This is a genomic window from Clostridium sp. CTA-1, from assembly GCF_054768215.1.
On the sequence record NZ_BAAAAP010000026.1, the window covers coordinates 29,134 to 51,790 of the forward strand.

A 22,657-nucleotide genomic window follows, 5' to 3' on the forward strand; every position below is an offset into this window, starting at 1 on the left:
TATCAATAAGCCTATTATTTTCTCTTTATATGTCTAAATGTATAAAACTATAAATGAACTTTATATGATGACTACTACCTCTAATACTCTCATCTTCTTAAAAGTTGGAATAAAGAGTAGCTACATCCCTGGATAACTATTTTATAAGCTGTAATAGGAATAAAAGCTCCCTCTAAAGCCAAGAACTCTGTTTATGATAAAAAAATGTATAATGAAGAAATGGAGATAAATTTTCTCCATTTCATCATTTATTTTTATTATTTAAAATATACTAACTTTTTAAAATATACTAATAAAATAAATCAGAATCCTATTTTATTACACAGCACAATTTAATATATACTTACATTATTATTTATTAACAAATTCTTTTACATAAGTTATTGGTATAAGAGCATACATTGCTGCAGCTTTTACTAATTCTTCTTTCCAAGTTCTTTCATTAGGTGCATGCGCTTGATCTTCATGTCCTGGTCCAAATCCAATGCATGGTATTCCATATCTTCCCATTATAGAAACTGCGTTTGTGGAGAATGTCCATTTATCAACCTTTGGCTCACTTTTAAATAAATCTTTATAACACTTCACAGCTGTTTCACATATTGGATGATCTTCTTTTAATACCCAAGTTGGAAAGAAACATTCTGTTGGATATACCAAATCAGTATATGAAGGTCTTTCATAACTATACATTTCAACCTCAGCCTTTGCAGCTTTAACTGATGGTAAATTCTTAATCTGTTGAATTGCATATTCCCAAGTCTCACCATCAGTAAGTCTTCTATCTACAGATATAGTGCATCCATCTGCAACAGCGCATCTGGAAGGTGATGAAAAGAATATTTCAGATACAGTTAAAGTACCTTTTCCTAAGAATTCATCATCCTTTAAATTTTCATTTAAAGCTTTTAATTCGTTTAATATAGGAGCCATTTTAAATATTGCATTATCCCCTCTTTCAGGTGCTGATCCATGGCAACTAATACCATGGGTTGTAACTTTTATTTCCATTCTTCCTCTATGCCCTCTATATATATTTAAAGAAGTTGGTTCTGTAATTACAACAAATTCTGGCTTTATTTTATCTTCATTAACTATATATTGCCAGCATAATCCGTCACAATCTTCTTCCTGAACGGTACCTGTTACTATTAATGTATAATCATCCTCTAAACCAAGATCTTTAATTATTTTACCTGCATATACCATAGAGGCCATTCCGCCTTCTTGGTCTGTTACTCCCCTTCCTATTATTATTTCATCATCTTCATAGCCTTCATAAGGATCATAGTTCCATAAATTTCTATCGCCTATTCCAACTGTATCTATGTGAGCATCCATAGCGATAACATGTTTTCCATGGCCTATGTATCCTAATACATTTCCCATAGGATCTATTTCTACTTTATCAAAGCCTACTTTTTCCATCTCTTCTTTTATTCTAAGTATTACGCCTTTTTCATCGCAACTTTCACTTGGAATTCTAGCCATATCTCTTAAGAATTTTGACATTTCTGATTTGTACTTTCCAGCTAATTTTAATATTTCTTCCTTTTTAATGTTTTCCATTTAAATCCCTCCAAAATTTTTTATATTAGAATCGTTTCCAAACTTCTTTTGCTAGTTCTCTACTTCTAGCCATAACTCTCTCTTCATCGACATGAAGAAGTTTTCTGTCTTCCATTAAAACTTTACCATTTATAATAGTTGTATCTACATGTCTTCCATTGATACCAAATAATATATGACCATTTATATTATTTTCATTAATTGGTGTTGGTGGATTATAATCTACTACGATTATATCTGCTAGAGCACCTTCTTTTAAAACTCCAACCTTACCATCAATAAATCTTTCAGTAATTTTCCTGTTATTTTTAAATAACATTTCAGGAATTTCGGTCCATGCAACAGTTGAATCACCGGCAGCATGTTTATGAATAATGTTTGCTACTTTATAAGATTCAATAATATCTGGAGTGTATCCATCAGTTCCTAATCCTAATAAAATACCTTTTTTGTACATCTTAAGTACTGGAGAAACGCCTACTGCATTACCCATATTAGATTCTGGATTATGAACTACTATTGTATTCTTTTCTTTAAGCATATCCATTTCTTCATCTGAAACATAAATACAATGTACAGCTATAGTTTTATCACAAAGAACTCCTGCATCATTCCATCTTTCTATAATTCCCTTGCTGTATTTTTTCTTTGAATCCTCTAAATCTTCAATACCTTCTCCACAATGAACATGGAATCCTGTATTTAAACCTTTAACTGCGTCTACACATTTTTCTAGAGTTTTATCAGATATTGTCATAGATGCATGAAGCCCAAACATACCTTTGATCATATCATCATTTTTAGCATTACAGTGCTTAATAAATTCTACATTCTCATTAATGCCTTCTTGTGCAATCTTTTCCCCATCTCTATCAGAAGTTTCGTAACACAAATTACTACGAATTCCCATTGTCTCTGCTGCTTCTGCAATTTTAAATAAGCTTCCTTTAACAGCGTGAGCACTAGCATGGTGATCAAATACAGTTGTTACACCATTTTTTATTTGATCAATCATAGGTACCGCAGCACTATAGTAAACATCTTCTAAGGTCAATACCTTATCTAATCTCCACCAAAGACCTGTAAGTATGTCACATAATGACTTTGCTGACGGACTATCATTAGCCATTCCCCTAGCAAAAGTACTATAATAATGCATATGAGTATTTATAAATCCTGGCATTATAAGTTTTCCTTTTGCATCTATAAATTGAGATTCCTTATACTTATTTTTTAAAGTTTCTGTTGATCCAATCTCAATTATTTTATTTTCATCAACAGCAATACATCCATTGTCTATGATTGGTCTAGTATTATCTCTAGTTATAACCTTTCCATTTCCGATCAGCAACATATGATTTACCTCCCCATTTTTAATATTCATTTATAACATATAACTATATTCATTTATGAAAGTTTTAATCATACTGTCCATTTCTTTTGAAGCATCATTTTCTTTTCCAATAGTATAATCTATAATTTCAGCATCTTCTCTTCTAACCTTACAGATTCCCTTATCTTTATCTATAACTAAGAATCCTTTATTTGTACTATTTTCAAAATCCTCCTTAGTCCAGAAAAGTGTTAATTTATCTTTATATGGATTTCCTTTGTAAGGACAGAATATACCACAGTTACCACATTCATTACACATTCCATCTAAATGTACTATTTGATGTGAAGAATCAAATTCTCCATCTACATTAATAACTACATTAGCTCTGTTAGGACAGACATCTACACATAATTCACATATGTTGCTACAAGATAGACATCTTTCTGATTCATTTTCTAAACAATTATGATCTTTTAATATACCCTTTTTACTGTATACTTTTTTCTCATTTATAGAAAAGACTTTCTTATCAAAATCATTACTTAGTCCTTCTTTTAATAAAATGTCTTTACATACTGCCTTACCATCAGCCATAGCTTTAACAATGGTAGCTGGTCCTTTTTTCATATCTCCGGCCACATACACATTAGTAATATTTGTTTCACGCGCTTCATTTACCTTAGGGAATCCCTTAGCATCTAATTCTATTTTGTTATTTTTAAGTAGATCACTATCTACTTGTTGTCCTACAGCCAAAATAACTGTATCCGCTTTTAATTCCACAGTATTACCAGTGCCAACAGGCTTTCTTCTTCCTGAAGTATCTTTTTTCCCTAATCTCATCTCTTCACAAATTAATTTTGAATCTTTTATAGACATTGGTGAAAGTAACTCTTTAAATAATATACCTTCTGATTGAACCAACTCTATTTCTTCTAGGCTAGCTGGCATATATTTTTTAGTTCTTCTATAAACTATGGAAACTTCTTCTACTCCATTAGTTCTCTTAGCTGCACGTGCTGCATCCATAGCTACATCGCCGCCGCCAATAATACAGACATGTTTTCCTAAATCAATATCTCCTTTAGACTTTTTGTGGTTTTCAAGGAATGAAATAGCATCAATAGCTTTTTCTCCGCCCTCTTTTAATGTTAGCTTACCTGGTTTCCATGCACCTATTGCTAATACCACATAATCATATTCTTTTTTTAGAGCATCTATATCTAAATTTTCATCAATACCAAATTTAAATTTAACTCCTTGTTTTTTAACAAGATCAAAGTCTTTTTTAATCATTTCAGAAGAAATTCTAAACTCTGGAATAACATACTCTATAACTCCGTAAGGCTTTTCTTTTCTATCCATTACAGTTACATCTACACCATTTCTTCTTAAAAATAGTGCTACTGACAATCCTGCCGGCCCAGCTCCTATAACCGCTACTTTTTTGTCACTTCTTATATTAGCTTCTTTAATGTTTTCAATATATTTATCTTCAGAATTTAAAACAGCTACTTTTTTCATATCTCTAATTAGAACTGATTCATCATAATCAAGTCTTGTACATTTATATTGACAGTTATGATTACATATAGTACCTGTTATTGCTGGTGAAGTATTATCCTTAGCTATTACTTCAAAAGCTTCATCATATTTTTTTTCACCAACTAAAGATACATATTCAGGTATTTGTTGATTTATAGGACATCCTATAGTACAAGGTGCTATTGCACAATCATAAGTTGGAAGTTCTAAAGAAATCTTTCTGCTATTTACAGGTCTAAGATCTTTAAGATGATATTTATCAGTTAAAGCTGAATTGGCAAGATCATTTAAATATTTTATATCAATACCTTTAAATTCACCTTTAAGATGCTCTTCTACCTTTTTAGCCATTTGAGTTATTCTTTCATAACCACCTGGTTTCAAAATAGTAGTTGCAAAAGTAATTGGTTGAATACCTGCTTTTAAAATCTTTTCTACATTAAAGAAATCTGCACCACCTGAATAAGATATCTGTAAATCCCCATCAAATTCTGAAGCTAGTTTACTTGCTAAAGATATTGTAAGTGGGAAAAGAGAACGTCCTGACATATACATTTCTTCTCCAGGTAACTCAGCATTTTCAATCTTAACTGGCAGTGTGTTTGTAAGCTTTACTCCTATTTCTAACTCTAACTTTTTAGCAAGAGATTTTAGACGTTTAAGCATGGATACTCCATCTTTATATTGCAAGTCATTTATAAAGTGATTGGGATTAAGAACTACATAATCATATCCCATTTTGTCAAAGGTATCTCTAACAAACTTTTCTCCTAAAAGGGTTGGATTCATCTTTATAAAAGTATGAAGATTTTTTTCTTCTAAAAGATACTTTGCAATCTTTTCAATTTCTTCTGGCGGACATCCATGAAGTGTAGATAATGTAATAGATGGACAAACTGCTGGTGAAATTTTATCCAAATCTTCTTTACTAAAATTAGAGAACAAATCTATGTTAGAAAGTAATATTTCCCTGCACTCATTCCAAATTTTTGTAGTAGATGCATTTCTCATTCCGTCTATATAAGCATCAACTTTAGGTGATTTTATTCCATCCAAATCATAACCTACACTCATATTAAACATAAAGTCTCTTTCTTCACTTAAATTTAATTCTTTCATTAGAACATGAAGTAAAAACCAAGCCTTTATGTATTCATCATAAGCCTCTGGTACTGTTAGTTCTGTAGACCATTCAACATTATAGCATTCATCTTGTGCATGGATACATGGTTTAGCTACAGGTAAATCCTCTCCATCAATAACTTGTACTGTTTTTAATTCAATAAAACGACTTCCTGTTAAGTAAGACGCAACTATGTTTTGTGTTAATTGAGAATTAGGACCTGCTGCTGGACCAAGTGGCGATGCTAATTTTTTACCAAATAATTCTATATATTTCTCACTATCATTTTTATAAAACTTGTTCTTATGAATTCCAAAAATAGATTCTTTTTCTTTAAACTCTTTAGTAATCCATGTAACCATTTTATTGAAAGAAATTGGTCGCATCTTATCACCCATATAAACTTCCCCCTTAAATATATAATTTTTATAAAATTATTTTCCGTAAAATCTTGGCTTGTTTGCCTTTAGAAGTTCTTCAAACTTTAGGGCTGGATTTTTAACTTTGCTCAAAAACATCATTGCAGCAATGATATAAGGCTTATATCCAGCTTCTTTGTAAAGTGGTTCACGATAACGATCAAATACTGATGCAGCTACCTCTCCTTCCTTGCAACTAACTCCAGTAATATCCGCTGGTAAACAGTGTAGATATAATGCTTTTTCATCTTTAGTAAGTTTCATCATTTCCTCTGTACATTCCCAATCTTTATGTTTAGCATTTTCTTCTAATAATTCTTTTTCTAAAACATCTATTTCTTTAAACTTGCCTTCTCCATATAGGTTTGTACGTCTTTCCATAAATGCAAAAGGTGCCCAGCTCTTAGGATATACTATATCTGCATTCTCAAAAGCTTCTTTCATTGAATTAGTTTTTGTAAACTTACCACCACTTACTTTAGCATTTTTTCTTGCTACTTCTTCTACTTCCGGCATTAAATCATATCCTTCTGGATGAGCAAGCACAACTTCCATTCCCATTCTTGTCATTAAACCCACTACACCTTGAGGAACTGAAAGTGGCTTACCATAAGATGGTGAATATGCCCAAGACATAGCTATTTTTTTACCTTTAAGATTTTCTATTCCTCCAAAATAATGAATCATGTGAAGTAAATCTGCCATACATTGAGTTGGATGATCTATATCACATTGAAGATTTACAAGTGTAGGGCGTTGTTCTAAAACCGCTGATTTGTATCCTTCTTGAACTGCATCAGATACTTCATGCATATATTTATTTCCTTTACCTATAAACATATCATCTCTAATGCCTATAACATCAGCCATAAAAGAAATCATATTTGCTGTTTCACGTACTGTTTCACCATGAGCAATTTGAGATTTTCCTTCATCTAAATCTTGAACTTCTAAACCTAATAAGTTACATGCACTTGCAAAACTAAATCTTGTTCTTGTTGAATTATCACGAAATACTGAAATACCTAATCCACTATCAAATATTTTTGTAGATATATTGTTTTCTCTCATTTTGCGTAAAATATCTGCTACTTGGAATACTGCTTTAAGTTCATCATCAGTCTTTTCCCAGGTTAAGAAAAAATCATTATTATACATTTTGTCATATTTTAAACTTTCTAATTTTTCAGTTAATTTTTTAATCTCTTGCATAAATACGCCTCCTAATTTTTATAATTAAATTTTAAATTTACATACTAAATTAATTAAAGTTCTCAAGTTTTCTTTTTACCTTTTATATCCTCCTTTACTATTTTATATAAGCAATATTTATGCCAAACAGTCTAAAGCCTATAAGTGGTTAATTTAGAAAAATTATCTCAATAAATTTATTATTAAAATGATAAATTTATCATTTTAATAATAAATTTACTAAATGTTATAAATATTCATTATAATGCTTAACTTGTTAATATTTCTTATCATTTTGATAAATTCTAAAAAAAGAACCTTTTTTAAATCTACAAAAGGTTCTTTATAATTACAAAATTATTATTTATTTAATACTAAAAAAATCTATTTTTTTCTTTTTAAAAATTGTCCGTATCCTTTTTCTCCAATAAATTTATTATCTTTTACTATGATTTTTCCCCTTGAAATTGTCATTACTGGATACCCTTGAAGTTCAAATCCTTCATAAGGAGTATAATCAACATTTTCATGTAACATAGATTTGGTAATCTTAACTTTTTTATTAGGATCAATTATAACAATATCTCCATCAGAACCAACTGCAATAGTTCCTTTCTTTGGATATAGTCCAAATATTTTTGCAGGTTTTGTACTTACTAAATCTACAAATTTATTTAAGGATATTCTTTTTTTCATAACGCCCTCTGAAAAAATTAAAGGTATTCTAGTTTCTATACCTGGTACTCCACTTGGACATTTAGTAAAATCATCTTTTCCTAATTGTTTTTCTATACTAAAGTTAAATGGACAATGATCTGTAGCAATAACTTGTATATATCCATCTTGAATCCCTTTCCACAAGGCATCTTGATTAGATTTTTCTCTTAGGGGAGGACTCATAATATATTTTAATCCTTCATTATTTTTACCATTATATCTGCTTTCATCTAAAAAAAGATATTGAGGGCATGTTTCTGTAAAAATATTTTTTTGTCCCCTATCTATAGCCATTTTTATATAATCTAACCCTAACTTACAGGAAAGATGTACTATGTACAGAGGAGAATCTCCTGCTACACTAGCGATATTTAGCATTCTATTTATAGATTCTCCCTCACAACATACTGGTCTACTTTTTGCATGATATATAGGAGATGTAAAACCATTGTTTGAATAATATTGTCTAAGATAGTTAACCATATCATTGTTTTCTGGATGTACAGCTGTAAGTATACCAATTTCTTTAGATTTCATAAGTACTTTAAATATTTCTAAATCACTCAATTTATAATCATAAGTTAAATAAACTTTATTGCTTGTTATTCCTTCACAGGAGAGGTCTTCAAGTTCTTGTAATATATTATCGTTTACATGTTGTATAACACCATGAAAACCATAGTCTATAACTGCATTCCCCTTAGCATAATTATGATATAAATTTATTTGATGGTGTAAATCACATCCTTTAGGTCCGAATGCTAAATGATCTACTATACTTGTAGTACCACCACATGCAGCTGCTACAGTTCCAGTATAAAAATCATCCGTAGCTACAGCTATTCCTACATCTAAATTAAGGTGAGTGTGAACATCTACTCCTCCAGGAATTACATATTTCCCATGAGCATCAATGATTTCGTCAGCCTCTTCAATTAAATCCATCCCTATTTTAGTTATGATACCATTTCTTATATAAATATCTCCTTTAAAGGTATCTCCTGAAGTAACAATAATTCCATTTTTTATTAAAGTGGCCATCGTAAAATCGCATCTCCTTTTGTGAATATTGTGAAAAATGATTTTAAATTTATATATTTTTTTATTTCTTTATCAGCTATTTCTATTTTATAGCTATCTCTTTATCGTCTTTTATTAATAAATTTTTATTCTTTCCAAGTTCATTAAAAAATAAATTTAAAAGTATTGCTGTTAAACTACCAGTTGTTATCCCACTATGAAAAAGAGTTTCTACCCATTGGGGAAATTTACTATAAAAAGTTGGTACTGCTAAAGGAATCATAGCAAGCCCAATACTTACTGCTATTATCATCCCATTTTTAGTTCCTTTAAATTCAACCTGACCAAGGCTTGAGATTCCACCTGAAGCTACCATGCCAAACATAGCTATACCAGCTCCACCAAGAACAGGATATGGTATAGATGCAACTACTGCTCCTGCTTTTGGGAATAATCCTAATAATATTAGAATTCCACCTGAAGCTGCTACTACAAAACGACTTTTTACACCAGTCAAATTTACAAGCCCTACATTTTGACCAAAAGCAGTATGAGGGAAGGTGTTAAATATACCTGCAAGCATTGTAGCAAATCCATCTGTTCTAAGACCTCTAGTTAAATTTTTATCGTCAATATCTTTTCCAACCATTTCATGTATAGCTATCATATTTCCTGTAGCTTCTGTCATCATAACTAACATAACTAATATCATTGAAATTATAGCTGTCAAGTCAAATTTAAGAGCACCAAAATATAAAGGAATATCTATATTAATCCAACCTGAACTATGAACCCTAGTAAAATCAGACATTCCTAACATTGAAGCAACAATAGTTCCTACAACTATTCCTAATAGTATAGATATATTTCCTAAAATTCCTTTGAAAAATTTATACATAATTAAGATTAAAATTAAAACAAATAAAGCTAACAAAATATTTTTAGGGCTAGCAAATGTAGAAGACTTTACATCATTGCCTGCACACCATCTCACTGCTACTGGAAGCAATGAGATTCCTATTATAGTTATTACAGTACCTGTTACTACCTTAGGGAAAAATCTTATAAGCTTTCCGAAGAAAGGTGCCATAATAAAACAAAACAACCCAGCTATAAATGTAGCTCCAAAGATAGTTGTAATACCTGTAATAGGATCTCCTGGATAAGTATTCGCAATAGCTAACATAGCCGATACTGAAGCAAAACTTGCACCTTCAATAACAGGAACTTTCGCTCCAATAAAATTCTTTATACCTAAAGATTGTACTAAAGTTGCTATGCCTGCTACAAAAAGGTCTGCATTTATAAGAAATATTGTTTGTTCTGCAGACAAATTCAGTGCACCACCTACTATTAGAGGAACAGCAACTGCACCTGCACACATCGCCAATACATGTTGTAAACCTAAAATAAATAACTGCTGTGGTGGAAGTAATTCATCAACAGGAGCTATTGCTTCATTTACTTTATTATCCATTTTTTATACCCCCATGAATTCTTTATTTTGAATATTCACCATTCCAAACAATTTTTCTGTATTTATCTGGATCTGTATCACCTTCAGTACTAAATAAAAGTACTCTTGAATTTTCATCTAGTTTTAGTTGTTCTCTTAATTCTTTCATATCATCGTTTGTCATTATAGCATTTAACAATCCTGATGTTACTGATCCTGACTCTCCTGATATTATTTTTTTATCTTCTTTAATAGGATTTCCTAACATTCTCATACCGTTTGCTGAAACCCAATCTGGACATGATACAAAAGTTGAACTATAAGATTTTAGTACTTCCCATCCTATAGTATTCGCTTCTCCACATGCAAGACCAGCCATTATAGTAGGCATATCTCCAGTTACTGCTCTTGGCTTTCCATCTCCAGCTACTGCTGATCTATATAAACAATCTGCTTCATCAGCTTCTACTATTACAGTTATTGGGCATTCATCTTTAAATACTGAAGCAAAATATCCTTGAACAGCGCCTGCTAAAGAACCAACTCCAGCTTGAACAAATATATGTGTAGGCTTCTCTACATTTAATTCTCTTAATTGTTCCAATGCTTCTGATGCCATAGTTCCATAACCTTGCATTATCCAAGTAGGTATTTCCTCATATCCTTCCCAAGCAGTATCTTGAACCATAACCCATCCATTTTCTTTCGCCTGGGAGGCTGCAAGTCTCACTGCGTCATCATAGTTGAACTCAGTTATAGATGCTTTAGCACCTTCTTTTCTTATATTTTCAAGACGTGTTAATGAAGATCCCTTTGGCATATACACTATTGATTTTTGATTTAATTGTGTTGCAGTCCATGCTACTCCACGACCATGGTTACCATCTGTAGCTGTAATAAATGTTATATCACCAAGCTTTTTTCTTGCTTCTTCTGAAGTAAGTTTTTCATAACTTAATTCTGATATATCTTTTCCTAGTCTCTTGGCTAAATATTTACCCATAGAGAAAGAACCACCCAATACTTTAAAAGCATTTAATCCAAAACGATAAGATTCATCCTTTACATATACTCCAGCTATACCTAAGTGCTTTGCTAAGTTATCTAAATTTACTAAAGGAGTCTTTGTAAATTGTGGGAAGCTTTGATGAAAATCTCTAGCTTTTTTTATTTCTTCTTCTCCTAAAAATTCAACAGATGCTTTATCCGTCTCCCCTTTCATAGTGTTATTTTTCCATTTTATTTTTTTACTCATAATAATACCTCTTTTCTTTTTTTGCTTTATATATATCTATAAGCAATACTTGTGCCAAATTTTTAACTATTTGATATTTCTTATGAATATAAAATTCTAGATGAGATGGTATTTGTCTAAAATAGAAATACTTTATTAAAATAAAAAGATACAAAGCCTATTATCTGCTTTGCATCTTTTATTATTTAAAAATATATAGTTTTATTATCAAAATAATAATTAATTATCATTACGGTAAAATACATATTTTTATTGCTTTTAAACGTAATCAATGTTAAAAATTTATCATTTTGATAAATGCTTCATCTCCTCTAATTTTCTATATAGGGTAGCTATACCTATTCCTAAACGCTTTGCAGCCAATTGCTTACCCTTAGTATCATGTCCATATATATCTAAAGCTCTTAAAATATACTCTTTCTCTATATCTTTTAAAGGTTTTATATCTTCATCCATGTCCATCCCATAAACTTGAGAATTCTTATTCTCAACTATATTAGGTGGAAGCATATTCATAGTCACCATACCACTATCATCTGCCATATTTATCATAAATTCCACAGCATTTTCAAGTTCTCTTACATTACCATACCAAGGATAATTCATCAAGATATCTCTACATTCTTTATCAACCTTATTAACGGATTTAGCAAATAATACATTATATTTTTTTATTAACATTTTCATTAGAAGATCTATATCTTCTTTTCGTTCTCTTAAAGGTGGTATTTTTAATGGAATAACATTTAGTCTATAATACAAATCTTCTCTAAATTTGTTTTCTTTTATGAGTTTTTTTAAATCCTTATTAGTAGCTGCTATAACTCTTATATCTAAATCTATCAGATGGTTAGATCCTATTCTTACTAATTTTCTTTCCTGAAGTACTCTTAGTATTTTAACTTGAAGATACAAAGGCATGTCTCCTATTTCATCTAAAAATATTATTCCCTTATTAGCTAATTCAAATTTACCTACTCTTCCATTTGGATCTGCTCCACTAAAAGCTCCTCTTACATATCCAAATAATTCACTTTCTAAAAGAGCATCTGGTATAGCGCCACAATTTATGGCTATAAAAGGATTAGTATTTTTATCACTTTCACAATGTATAGCCCGTGCAATTACTTCTTTACCTGTGCCGCTTTCTCCAGTTATAAGAACCGTAGAACTTGATGAGGCAATTTTTTTAATCCTATTTTTAAGTTGAATCATAGCTTTTGACTCTCCAATAATATCTTCAACCTTTATAACTTCTCTTCCTCCACTAACTTTACATATTTTAGATTTTAAATGCTTTATTTCTTCAAATACAAATATTGTGTCATAAGATGATAATATAGGGAAAACAGGTATAATCTTGCCCATAAGTTCAAACTTTTCATTATCTATAGTTATAGTATATACTTCTCCGCCCATTATATATTCACTAGTAGAAGATATTGCTATTTTCTTGTTTATATTATTAGCTTTTAACTTAAGTTGCTTCATAGCACTTGTATTCATATGAACTATTTCATTATTTTTAGTAACTAGAACACCTTTATCTACACTGTCTATTATTTGATTTAATAAATTCACCATCATATGACTTCTTTCAATTTCAAGATGTTCATATGATTTAGTGCTTATAAAATCTGATATTTGATCTAGTATCTGAATATATGAATCAAAATTTTTTATAAAATAATTCCTTTGACCCTCCTCTGAACATACAAGTCCTATTACCCCTATAATATCTTCATTTAATATTATAGGAGTGCATACAAGCATTTTTTCTACGCAATTATCTCTATGATTACATTTTTTACACAAATAATGTTGTCCTGGATTCTTTATTATTTGCTTATCTCCAGTTTTTATAACCTGAGCATATACATATCCTTCCTTGGATATATCTTTATTAATTTCGTTTTTATAAATACCAGTACCTGCTACTCTACATAGATTTTTATCAACAATTTCCACATCTACTTTTATTATATTTGAAATTATATTTGCATACTTAGCCACTGTATCTTGAATTTCTAGTAATGTAGAACTTTTCATTATATATCATTCCTTAAATAATATTTTTATTTTTTTCTACAACAGACTTCAATATATCCCATAAAATTATTTTATCACAATTAAATGTAAACACAAACAATTTTTAACTGTGTTATTTATCAATAGGATAATTTTTTTTAATATACCATTAAAAATCTAAGCTATATCTAGTTTATCAGTATTATAAATATTTATCATTTTAATAATTATGCTCTATTCCCCCTATTTATACATACTATAATTTATTTTATAACATTACTATGCCGTAATATTTTCAAACTATTTATTTTAATTTGTAAATAAATACCCTTGGCATATTTATTGCTTCAATTATTTAGAAAAATAAAATTATATTGTAGAGGTAAATATGTTTATTTCAGATATATTAAACTTAAAAAAAGGATCTGTTATATCGATAGTTGGTGCTGGTGGAAAAACCTCTTTAATGTTTAATTTATCAGAAGAGTTAAGACCTAATAACAAAGTTCTATCAACAACTACTACAAAAATATACAATCCTGATAAAATATACTACGATTTTATATGCATTGGAGAAAAAAATTGCTATATATATGATCACCTTAAACAAAATGGTGTATATGTATATGGTAAATGTATACATAACGATAATAAATTAATAGGTTTTAGTAAAAATTTTTTAGATGAAAAGTTTAAATATTTTGATTATTCCATAATAGAGGCAGATGGCTCTAAAAGAAAGCCTATTAAAGGTTGGAAAGATGCTGAGCCTGTTATATGTAGAAATACAAATAAAACTATAGGAGTATTAGATATAAGTTGTATAAATAAAATAATAAATGACTTTAACGTTCATAGAGTATCTTATTTTTTAAAAATAACTAATGGAAAATTAGGTGAAAAAATATCTATACCTATGATAAGTTCGTTAATAGCTCATCCTTTAGGACTTTTTAAGGATTCTTTAGGAGAAAGAATATTATTTATAAACAAAGTTGAAAACAAACATGATATTTCTTTATCCTATGAATTAATAAAACATATTTTAACTATTTCTAACTCATTTATAGACAAAATAGTTATAGGAAGCTTAAAAGAAAAAAATTATAATTTAATATCATTTTAAATTGGAGGCTTACTATGGTAAATGCTGTAATAATGGCATCAGGCTACTCAACCAGAATGGGAAAAAACAAATTAATGTTACCATTCAAAGGAAAACCTATAATAGAACATGTTATAGATGCAATCAAAGAATGTAACTTCAACGAAATAATTTTAGTTGGCCAAGAAAAAGAAGTTTTAGATATATCTAAAAAAAAGAATATTTTAACTGTCTTAAATACAAAAGCCTACAAAGGCCAAAGTCAATCTATAGAATTAGGTATTTTAAATACATCTTCATCAAAAGGCTATATGTTTTTTACCGGTGATCAACCATTATTAGATTCATATACTATCAACTTATTATTGAATACCTTTACACGGAATAATGACTATATAATAATTCCTAAATACAAAAATAAAGTTGGCTCTCCTACCATATTTCCTGAAAAATTCAAGAATGAATTACTTGATTTACAAGGAGATGTAGGCGGTAAAACCGTTATAAATAATCATATAAACGAAATTATATTTGTAAACTTAAGAAATGGTTGTTCTTTGTTTGATATTGATACTCCAAAGGATTATGAATATATATTAAGCAAAAATTTGTACCAAGGATGTGATAGTTATGATAAATAACATATATAAAGATATTGTAATTGTTAGGGGAGGAGGAGATATAGCCTCTGGAACTATAAACAAACTTCATAGAAGTGGTTTTAAAATATTGGTTTTAGAAACTCATAATCCTACCTCTATAAGAAGAAATGTCTGTTATAGTGAAGCTATATATAATGGAAAATTTACTATTGAAAACTCTACTGCTGTAAAAGTAAGTAATTTTAATGAAATATTAAAATGTTGGCAAAATGATAGAATTCCTATTGCAGTAGATCCCCAAGGAAAATTTATAGAAATGCTTGAACCTAGAATATTGATAGATGCTATACTTGCAAAGAAGAATCTAGGTACAAAAATGAATATGGCAGAAATAACTATAGGTCTTGGCCCAGGGTTTTGTGCTGGTAAGGATGTGCATGCCGTTATAGAAACCATGAGAGGTCACAATTTGGGACGAATTATATTAAAAGGGGAAGCTATGAAAAATACAGGAGTCCCTGGAGAAATTGGAGGATACTCTAAAGAGAGAGTTATATATAGTCCAGGTGGCGGAATTATTAGAAATGTAAGAAAAATTGGTGATTTTGTATCCTCAGGTGAAATTTTAGCTTATGTAGATAACTTAGAGATTAAAACAGAAATAAACGGATTATTAAGAGGACTTATAAGAGATGGTAGTAAAATAAAAAGAGGTTTAAAAATCGCTGATGTAGATCCTAGATGTCACGAAATAAAAAATTGTTTTACTATTTCTGATAAAGCACGCAATATCGCTGGTGGAGTATTAGAAGCTATATTATATTTTATGAATAAAAATACAGAAAGTAGGTCAAATTTATGGAACAAGATATCTTAAGAAATATTTATAAAAGTGTAAATAATGGTGACACAGTTGCTTTAGCTACTCTAACTCATATTTCAGGTTCCTCTCCAGGTAAAGCTGGATCAATAATGGCTGTATGGGAAAATGGAGAAATTCAAGGCACTGTAGGCGGCGGTAAGGTTGAATATGAAATCATAAATAAATCTATAAAATGTATTAAAAATAATGAAAGTAGTAATTTTAAATATAAATTAAATGAAAGTGGCGAACTAGGTATGCAATGTGGCGGAGAAGCTGAAGGCTTCATAAAAATATTTGCTCCTGAAACTAAACTTATAATAGTTGGTGCTGGTCATATATCCTTTCATATCCACAAAATAGCTAAAATATTAAATTTCTATACAGTAATAATAGATGATAGAGAAGATTTTGCAAATAACGAAAGATTTCCCAATGCTAACGAAATAATAGTTGAAAAAGTAGACAAATCTTTATCCGAGTATCCTATAAACAAAAATACTTATATTATTATAGTAACAAGAGGACATAAGGATGATGCCTTAGCCTTAGAAACTGTAGTTTCTAAAAATGCAGCTTATATTGGTATGATAGGAAGTTCTAATAAAACATCCTACGTTATGAATAATTTAATTGCTAAAGGAGTCTGTAGAGAAGACTTAAAAAAAGTATTCGCTCCTATTGGATTAGATATAGCCTCCGAGAAACCAGAAGAGATAGCAGCTGGTATTTTAAGTGAAGTTTTATTGATTAAAAATAAAGGAACTTTAAATCATATGAAAGATTTAAAAAAGATAGATTTTTAAATCTTTTAACCAAAGGAGAATTACTATGTATAATTTATTTCTCACAGCTCCTAGCGGTACTGGGAAGAGTACTATAATAGAAAAAATATTATGCCGTTTAAATGTTTCAATAGGTGGCTTTCAAGTAAAACGCTATTTAAATAAAAAAGGAGAAATGTGTTTTGACATGATATCTCTTATGGATAAAAAAAGTAATAATATAATTGGAGAATGTATGGAAAATAAAAAGACATTACCAAACCTATATACTTTTGAAAATAAGGGTGTTGAAATATTAAATACTAGCTTAACTAATAGTGACTTAATAATACTAGATGAAATCGGTTTCTTAGAAGAAAAAGCAGAAAAATTTAAATCCTCAGTAAGAAATATTTTAAACAGTGATAAAGTTGTATTAGGAGTATTAAAAGAATTTGATTCTCCCTTTTTAAATGAAATACGAAGTAGAAAAGATATAACCCTACTGAATGTTACTCTAAAGAATAGAGATTATATTACAAACGATATATTAAATATATTAAGTAGCTGGAATATACCTATGAAACTTTATGAAAATGAGATGATTCCATGAACAAAATAAAAAAATATTTAATACTTCAATTAGGTATTATCCTGATTCTATTATCAATTTTTATAGGAAGATATTCTATATCTTTAAGGGATTTATATTTTCTAAATGATAAAACTATTGCTATATTTTTTAATTTACGATTGCCAAGAATTATAGCTGCATTACTTGTTGGTGGTGCCTTATCTACTGCTGGGGCCTCTTATCAAGGTATGTTTAGAAATCCTTTAGTATCTCCTGATATTTTAGGTGCCTCTGCTGGAGCCAGCTTTGGTGTTGCAGTAGGTATATTACTTTCTTTAAATGTTCAATTTATACAAGTTTTTGCATTTATATTTGGGCTAATTGCAGTTATAAGTTCTTGGAGAATAAGTAAAAGGATCCCTCATCATGATCCAAGTTTAGTATTAGTTTTATCTGGGATGTTAGTACAAGGAATATTTACATCTGGAGTATCTCTTATTAAATATATATGTGATCCTTATGACAAACTACCAGCTATAACTTTTTGGCTTATGGGTGGCTTATCTTCTATAACTTTAAAAGATTTACAAATCATGATAATACCAATAATTTTAGGATTAATACCTTTACTTTTAATAAGATGGAAGCTTAACATATTATCCTTTCCAGAAGAAGAAGCAAAAACTCTAGGAGTAAATACAGATAGAATAAGAATTATTGTAATAATATGTTCCACATTACTTAGTGCCTCAATTGTTTCTTATTGTGGAATTATTGGATGGGTAGGATTAGTTATTCCTCATTTAACAAGATCATTATATGGTCCTAATTATAAAATATTACTTCCCACTTCTTTTATTATAGGTGGCTTATATATGCTCTTAGTAGATGATTTAGCTAGATGTGTATTTCCTGTGGAGGTTCCCCTTGGAATATTAACTTCTCTAATAGGGATACCATTTTTCGCTTACTTATTAATAAATGTAAGGAAGGGTTGGATATGAAATTAGAAATAAAAAAAGTTTCTTTTGGTTATGATGATACCATACTTTATAAAAATTTATCCTTTAGTTTAAATTCAGGAGAATTTCTATGTGTTCTCGGGCCTAATGGCGTTGGGAAGACAACCTTTTTTAAAGCTATATTGGATATTTTAAAATTAAAATCTGGGGAAATATTAATAAATGATAAAAATATAAATTCTTATTCTCCTAATGAATTATATAAATATATAGCTTATGTACCTCAAGCACACACTCCACCTTTTCCTTTTACTGTGTTTGATGTAGTTCTAATGGGTCGTGCTGTATACATAAAAGAATTTTCTTCTCCAAGCAACATTGATAAACAAATTGCAGAAAATTCTTTGAATATTTTAGGTATATTGCACTTAAAAAATAAAATTTATACAGAAATAAGTGGTGGTGAAAGGCAACTTGTATTAATAGCAAGAGCTATTACTCAAGAAGCTTCTATAATCATAATGGATGAACCTACATCAAATCTTGATTATGGGAATCAAATAAAAGTTTTAAATTTAATAAAATCACTATGTAATAATAACAACAAAACTATACTTATATCTTGTCATAATCCAAATCATGCTCTTTTGTATGGAAGTAAAGTTATTATTATGAAAAAGGACGGCTTATTTTCCTTTGGTAATCCATCTGATGAAATTACTCCTAAAGTTATAAAAGAAACTTATGGAATAGATATAAAAATGATAAATACTAATATTAGTGAAAACTCACAACAAAATATATGTATACCCTTTAATTCTAATTTAAAATAAATTTTTACATACCTATGTACACGAAGTGTTTATCCAATTACTACCTGCTCTAATACTCCCATCTTCTTCAAAGTGGGAATAAAGAGCAGAGACGTCTCTGGATAACGATTTCTAAGCTTCAGAGGGATTAAAAACTCCCTCTGAAGCTTAGAAATCTGTTCATGAAAGGAGTATCAATACGATGCTAAAAAAAATATCAAAACAATTTACAATCTTAACACTAATTTTACTTATTGTATTCTCTTTTTCCGGATGTACTAATAAAACTCAGACTACTTCAAATAACTACAAAACCATAACAGATCAAGCCGGAAGAGAAGTAAAGATCCCTGAAAAAATAGAAAAAATTTATTGTACAAGTCCCTTAGGTTCTGTTTTTATATATTCATTATCTCCTGAAAAACTAGTTGCATGGAATAACAAGATTCCTAAAAAATCTCTTAGATATCTTAACGAAGATGTGGCCAAACTTCCTGTAGCTGGTAGCCTACAAGGTAAAAAATCAGGCAACATAGAAGAAATATCTAAGTTAAAGCCAGATATAGTAATATCTATGGGAGATATAAACGATTCGACTATATCTGGGGTAGAAAAATTTCAAAAGCAATCAAATATACCTTTTATACTTGTAGATGGCAAAATGGATAAATTACCTGAAGCATATAAATTTGTAGGTAATTTATTAAATAAAAAAGAGAAAGCTAGAGAACTTGCTCTTTATTGTGAAAAAATTCTTAAATCTTCAAAAGAAATCACAAATAATATCAAAGAAGATAAAAAAATAAAAGTTTATTATGCTGAAGGTCCTAAAGGTTTAGAAACAGATCCAGAAGGTTCTCTTCATTCAGAAGTTATAACCTATGCTGGTGGAAAGGATGTAGCTAATTTCCCTGTAAAACACGGCTCACGAAATACTGTATCTATGGAACAGATTATATCTTGGAATCCTGATGTTATTGTTTCAGATTCAAATGCATTTAATGATAGTTCATGGAAACAAGTTTCTGCAGTAAAACAAAATAAAATATATATAATTCCAACTATCCCATTTAACTGGTTTGATAAACCACCATCAATCAATAGACTTATAGGAATAAGATGGTTTCAAGCCTGTCTATATCCGGATTTATATAAAGGAGATATTAATAAAGATACTAAAGAATTTTTTAAACTATTTTATCATAAAGATCTTTCCCATGAGGAAGTTAATGATCTTTTAAAAACAAATATATCTAAATAAATAAAAAATCCTGATTCATTTAATAAATGAATCAGGATTTTTCTATTTTTTAACTGATAAGTTTGATATAATAAAGTAAAATTTAATTATATCAAATTCATTTTTTATAAAAATATACTTATGAAAGGTATGATAAAATGACTTTTTTACCTTTAATAATTTTTATATGCATATTAATCTTAGCTATATGGATATCTAGAAACAACTATAAAAATAGAAAATACGAATTAATAAATAATCTTAAAGATTTTAATAAATATATAGAGGATTATTACCATTCTATGGAAGATTACAAAAAAGAAAAATTTATTTCTCTTTTAAATGCAAATTGGAAAGAAAATTTTGTCAGTATATTAGAACATAAATTCTATTATGCTAATAATGTTTGGTCTATTCAACAACAAATAGCTAAGCAGGAAGAATTATTTAGTGAACTAAAAAAATTTAATGAAGATATAACCAACTTTTAGCTTTATTATTTTCTTATTTGAAATATTATTCTAAATAAAATAATATTTAAATATTAATTATAAAAAACTATATATAAATAAATTTTCACCATTATCATTTGTTATAGAAATGAAATAGGAGGAACCTAAATGAAAATAATATGTATTGGAGATAGTTTAACCTTTGGATATGGAATTAATAGGAACTATTGCTGGGTAACACTTTTAAAAAATATATTGGAATATGAAGTTGTAAATAAAGGAGTAAATGGTGATACAACCGCAGGTATTTTAACTAGATCCTATGAAGATATAATAAAAAGTAAAGCTACCCATACTATAATTTTAGCTGGAACAAATGACTTCTTATTAGGTCGTTCTTTAGAAAATGTAGAAAAAAATTTAAATCTAATAATTAAGGAATGTATGGAAAACAATGTAACTCCTATTATAGGTATTCCCATGGAAATAGAAATAGCTATGGCACAAAAAATTTGGACATCTGATTTGGATTATTTGAGTGTAAATAATCAACTAACTGAATATAGAAAATATATTTTAAACATTTCTAAGGAAAATGATTTTAAATATATAGATTTTTTCTCAACTATTAAAGAACATAACTCAAAATGTGAAACTTCTGAACTATTTGTAGATGGAATTCACCCCACCCTATTAGGACATAAAATAATGTTTAATAAAGCCTATGAGATATTTAAATAATATCTCATAGACTTTTCTAAAAGATCACATCTCAAATTAAATCTATTTTGAGACAATTCCCTTATTATATTGTTTTAACATAATATACTAGTAATGCAGGTATTTCTCTAAAAAAACCTACTATCTCATGGGACATATGAGGTTTTACAAAAACTCCCGAATAACTTGCTTTTATTCCTTCCTTTTGGCATAACAATTCCGCTCTTTTTAAATGATATTTATTAGATACTATTATAGAGGATTTCAAATTATTATCCTCCATTTTCTTTTTAGAAAATTTTATATTTTGAAGTGTATTTTTTGACTTATCCTCCAATATTATAAAATTCTTATCTACTCCCTTTTCAACTAAATATTTTTCCATGGCTTCAGCTTCACTTATATTTTCACCTGGTCCCTTTGCCCCAGAAACTATTATATACTTTCCATACCCCTCATTATATAGCCTTAATCCTTCATCTAATCTCCACTGTAAAAAAGGTGTTGGATCATTTCCTTTAACTTTACATCCTAATATTATTATACAATCTGATTTTTGTGGCTGTGATTTAACTCCAAAATATATTATTTTAGAAGCTAAAATCGTTATTATTAAAATTGCTAAAATCATAAAAAATATAAAACCCTTAAATATTTTTTTAAATTTATAATTTATTATTTATCTCACCTCATTCCTCGTAGAAGTATTTAGAGATAATTTTAAAATCTTTATTCACTTTTACCAGTTTATAAAATTTTAAATGTAAATTTTTTCAAAATTATGTTTAACCTTAAATGACTAAATAACTTCACTATATAAATACTATATAGGCTTATATCTATATTATACAATATAAATTTTTACATTGTATGAAATTTTTATAAATAAATTTATTATTATATGT

General features: G+C 28.9%; 19 protein-coding genes. 10 read left to right on the top strand and 9 right to left on the bottom strand.

The features are described from left to right. Positions 1–351: 351 nt before the first annotated feature. The 8 genes from ACYUEW_RS16225 to ACYUEW_RS16260 all read right to left on the bottom strand — a co-directional run bounded on the left by ACYUEW_RS16225 (position 352) and on the right by ACYUEW_RS16260 (position 13,680). On the bottom strand, positions 352–1,569 hold the full coding sequence (locus ACYUEW_RS16225) for a YgeY family selenium metabolism-linked hydrolase (protein ID WP_003484094.1): 1,218 nt from the start codon (positions 1,567–1,569) through the stop codon (positions 352–354). 25 nt (positions 1,570–1,594) lie between these two features. Next, on the bottom strand, positions 1,595–2,923 hold the full coding sequence (gene ssnA / locus ACYUEW_RS16230; protein ID WP_460277314.1) for a putative aminohydrolase SsnA: 1,329 nt from the start codon (positions 2,921–2,923) through the stop codon (positions 1,595–1,597). Positions 2,924–2,953: 30 nt separating this feature from the next. Further along, on the bottom strand, positions 2,954–5,971 hold the full coding sequence (gene ygfK / locus ACYUEW_RS16235) for a putative selenate reductase subunit YgfK (RefSeq protein ID WP_460277316.1): 3,018 nt from the start codon (positions 5,969–5,971) through the stop codon (positions 2,954–2,956). Between the two features lie 36 nt (positions 5,972–6,007). Further along, on the bottom strand, positions 6,008–7,204 hold the full coding sequence (ygeW, locus tag ACYUEW_RS16240; protein ID WP_003484088.1) for a knotted carbamoyltransferase YgeW: 1,197 nt from the start codon (positions 7,202–7,204) through the stop codon (positions 6,008–6,010). A 363-nt stretch (positions 7,205–7,567) separates the two neighbouring features. After that, positions 7,568–8,941, bottom strand: a complete 1,374-nt coding sequence (gene hydA / locus ACYUEW_RS16245) for a dihydropyrimidinase (RefSeq protein ID WP_045516774.1) — start codon at positions 8,939–8,941, stop codon at positions 7,568–7,570. Positions 8,942–9,023: 82 nt separating this feature from the next. After that, positions 9,024–10,397, bottom strand: coding sequence for a nucleobase:cation symporter-2 family protein (locus ACYUEW_RS16250; RefSeq protein WP_106899828.1), 1,374 nt, complete (start codon positions 10,395–10,397; stop codon positions 9,024–9,026). Positions 10,398–10,419: 22 nt separating this feature from the next. After that, the gene (gene dpaL / locus ACYUEW_RS16255; RefSeq protein WP_460277319.1) at positions 10,420–11,631 is read right to left on the bottom strand and encodes a diaminopropionate ammonia-lyase; all 1,212 of its coding nucleotides are present in this window, start codon (positions 11,629–11,631) and stop codon (positions 10,420–10,422) included. A 285-nt stretch (positions 11,632–11,916) separates the two neighbouring features. Beyond that, positions 11,917–13,680, bottom strand: coding sequence for a sigma-54-dependent Fis family transcriptional regulator (locus tag ACYUEW_RS16260; RefSeq protein WP_106899829.1), 1,764 nt, complete (start codon positions 13,678–13,680; stop codon positions 11,917–11,919). A gap of 367 nt (positions 13,681–14,047) precedes the next feature. Between ACYUEW_RS16260 and yqeC the strand changes: the two genes are divergently transcribed. The 10 genes from yqeC (at position 14,048) to ACYUEW_RS16310 (ending at position 21,773) form a co-directional block, all read left to right on the top strand. After that, on the top strand, positions 14,048–14,785 hold the full coding sequence (yqeC, locus tag ACYUEW_RS16265) for a selenium cofactor biosynthesis protein YqeC (RefSeq protein ID WP_114980845.1): 738 nt from the start codon (positions 14,048–14,050) through the stop codon (positions 14,783–14,785). A 14-nt stretch (positions 14,786–14,799) separates the two neighbouring features. Then, entirely contained in the window at positions 14,800–15,405 is a 606-nt protein-coding gene (gene mocA, locus ACYUEW_RS16270) for a molybdenum cofactor cytidylyltransferase (protein ID WP_106899831.1), read from the top strand. Continuing rightward, positions 15,395–16,243: a selenium-dependent molybdenum cofactor biosynthesis protein YqeB gene (yqeB, locus tag ACYUEW_RS16275; protein ID WP_460277322.1), complete on the top strand. Its 849-nt coding sequence runs from the start codon at positions 15,395–15,397 to the stop codon at positions 16,241–16,243. The genes mocA and yqeB overlap by 11 nt, the downstream gene beginning before the upstream one ends. Further along, positions 16,225–17,034, top strand: coding sequence for an XdhC family protein (locus ACYUEW_RS16280; protein ID WP_460277324.1), 810 nt, complete (start codon positions 16,225–16,227; stop codon positions 17,032–17,034). The genes yqeB and ACYUEW_RS16280 overlap by 19 nt, the downstream gene beginning before the upstream one ends. 25 nt (positions 17,035–17,059) lie before the next feature. Then, a complete protein-coding gene (locus ACYUEW_RS16285; protein WP_460277326.1) occupies positions 17,060–17,605 on the top strand; it encodes a nucleoside-triphosphatase in 546 nt (181 codons plus the stop codon). Continuing rightward, complete coding sequence (locus ACYUEW_RS16290) at positions 17,602–18,570, top strand: FecCD family ABC transporter permease (protein WP_043032233.1); 969 nt, start codon at positions 17,602–17,604, stop codon at positions 18,568–18,570. The genes ACYUEW_RS16285 and ACYUEW_RS16290 overlap by 4 nt, the downstream gene beginning before the upstream one ends. Then, a complete protein-coding gene (locus tag ACYUEW_RS16295) occupies positions 18,567–19,361 on the top strand; it encodes an ABC transporter ATP-binding protein (protein ID WP_460277329.1) in 795 nt (264 codons plus the stop codon). Before ACYUEW_RS16290 ends, ACYUEW_RS16295 begins: the two co-directional genes overlap by 4 nt. A 181-nt stretch (positions 19,362–19,542) precedes the next feature. Further along, complete coding sequence (locus ACYUEW_RS16300; RefSeq protein WP_460277331.1) at positions 19,543–20,601, top strand: ABC transporter substrate-binding protein; 1,059 nt, start codon at positions 19,543–19,545, stop codon at positions 20,599–20,601. A 137-nt stretch (positions 20,602–20,738) separates the two neighbouring features. Continuing rightward, entirely contained in the window at positions 20,739–21,071 is a 333-nt protein-coding gene (locus tag ACYUEW_RS16305; RefSeq protein ID WP_003484066.1) for a hypothetical protein, read from the top strand. Between the two features lie 129 nt (positions 21,072–21,200). Continuing rightward, complete coding sequence (locus ACYUEW_RS16310) at positions 21,201–21,773, top strand: GDSL-type esterase/lipase family protein (protein WP_265203690.1); 573 nt, start codon at positions 21,201–21,203, stop codon at positions 21,771–21,773. Between the two features lie 64 nt (positions 21,774–21,837). On the opposite strand, the gene ACYUEW_RS16315 is transcribed toward ACYUEW_RS16310, so the two are convergent. Further along, a complete protein-coding gene (locus ACYUEW_RS16315) occupies positions 21,838–22,431 on the bottom strand; it encodes a YdcF family protein (RefSeq protein ID WP_460277334.1) in 594 nt (197 codons plus the stop codon). Positions 22,432–22,657 lie beyond the last annotated feature (226 nt).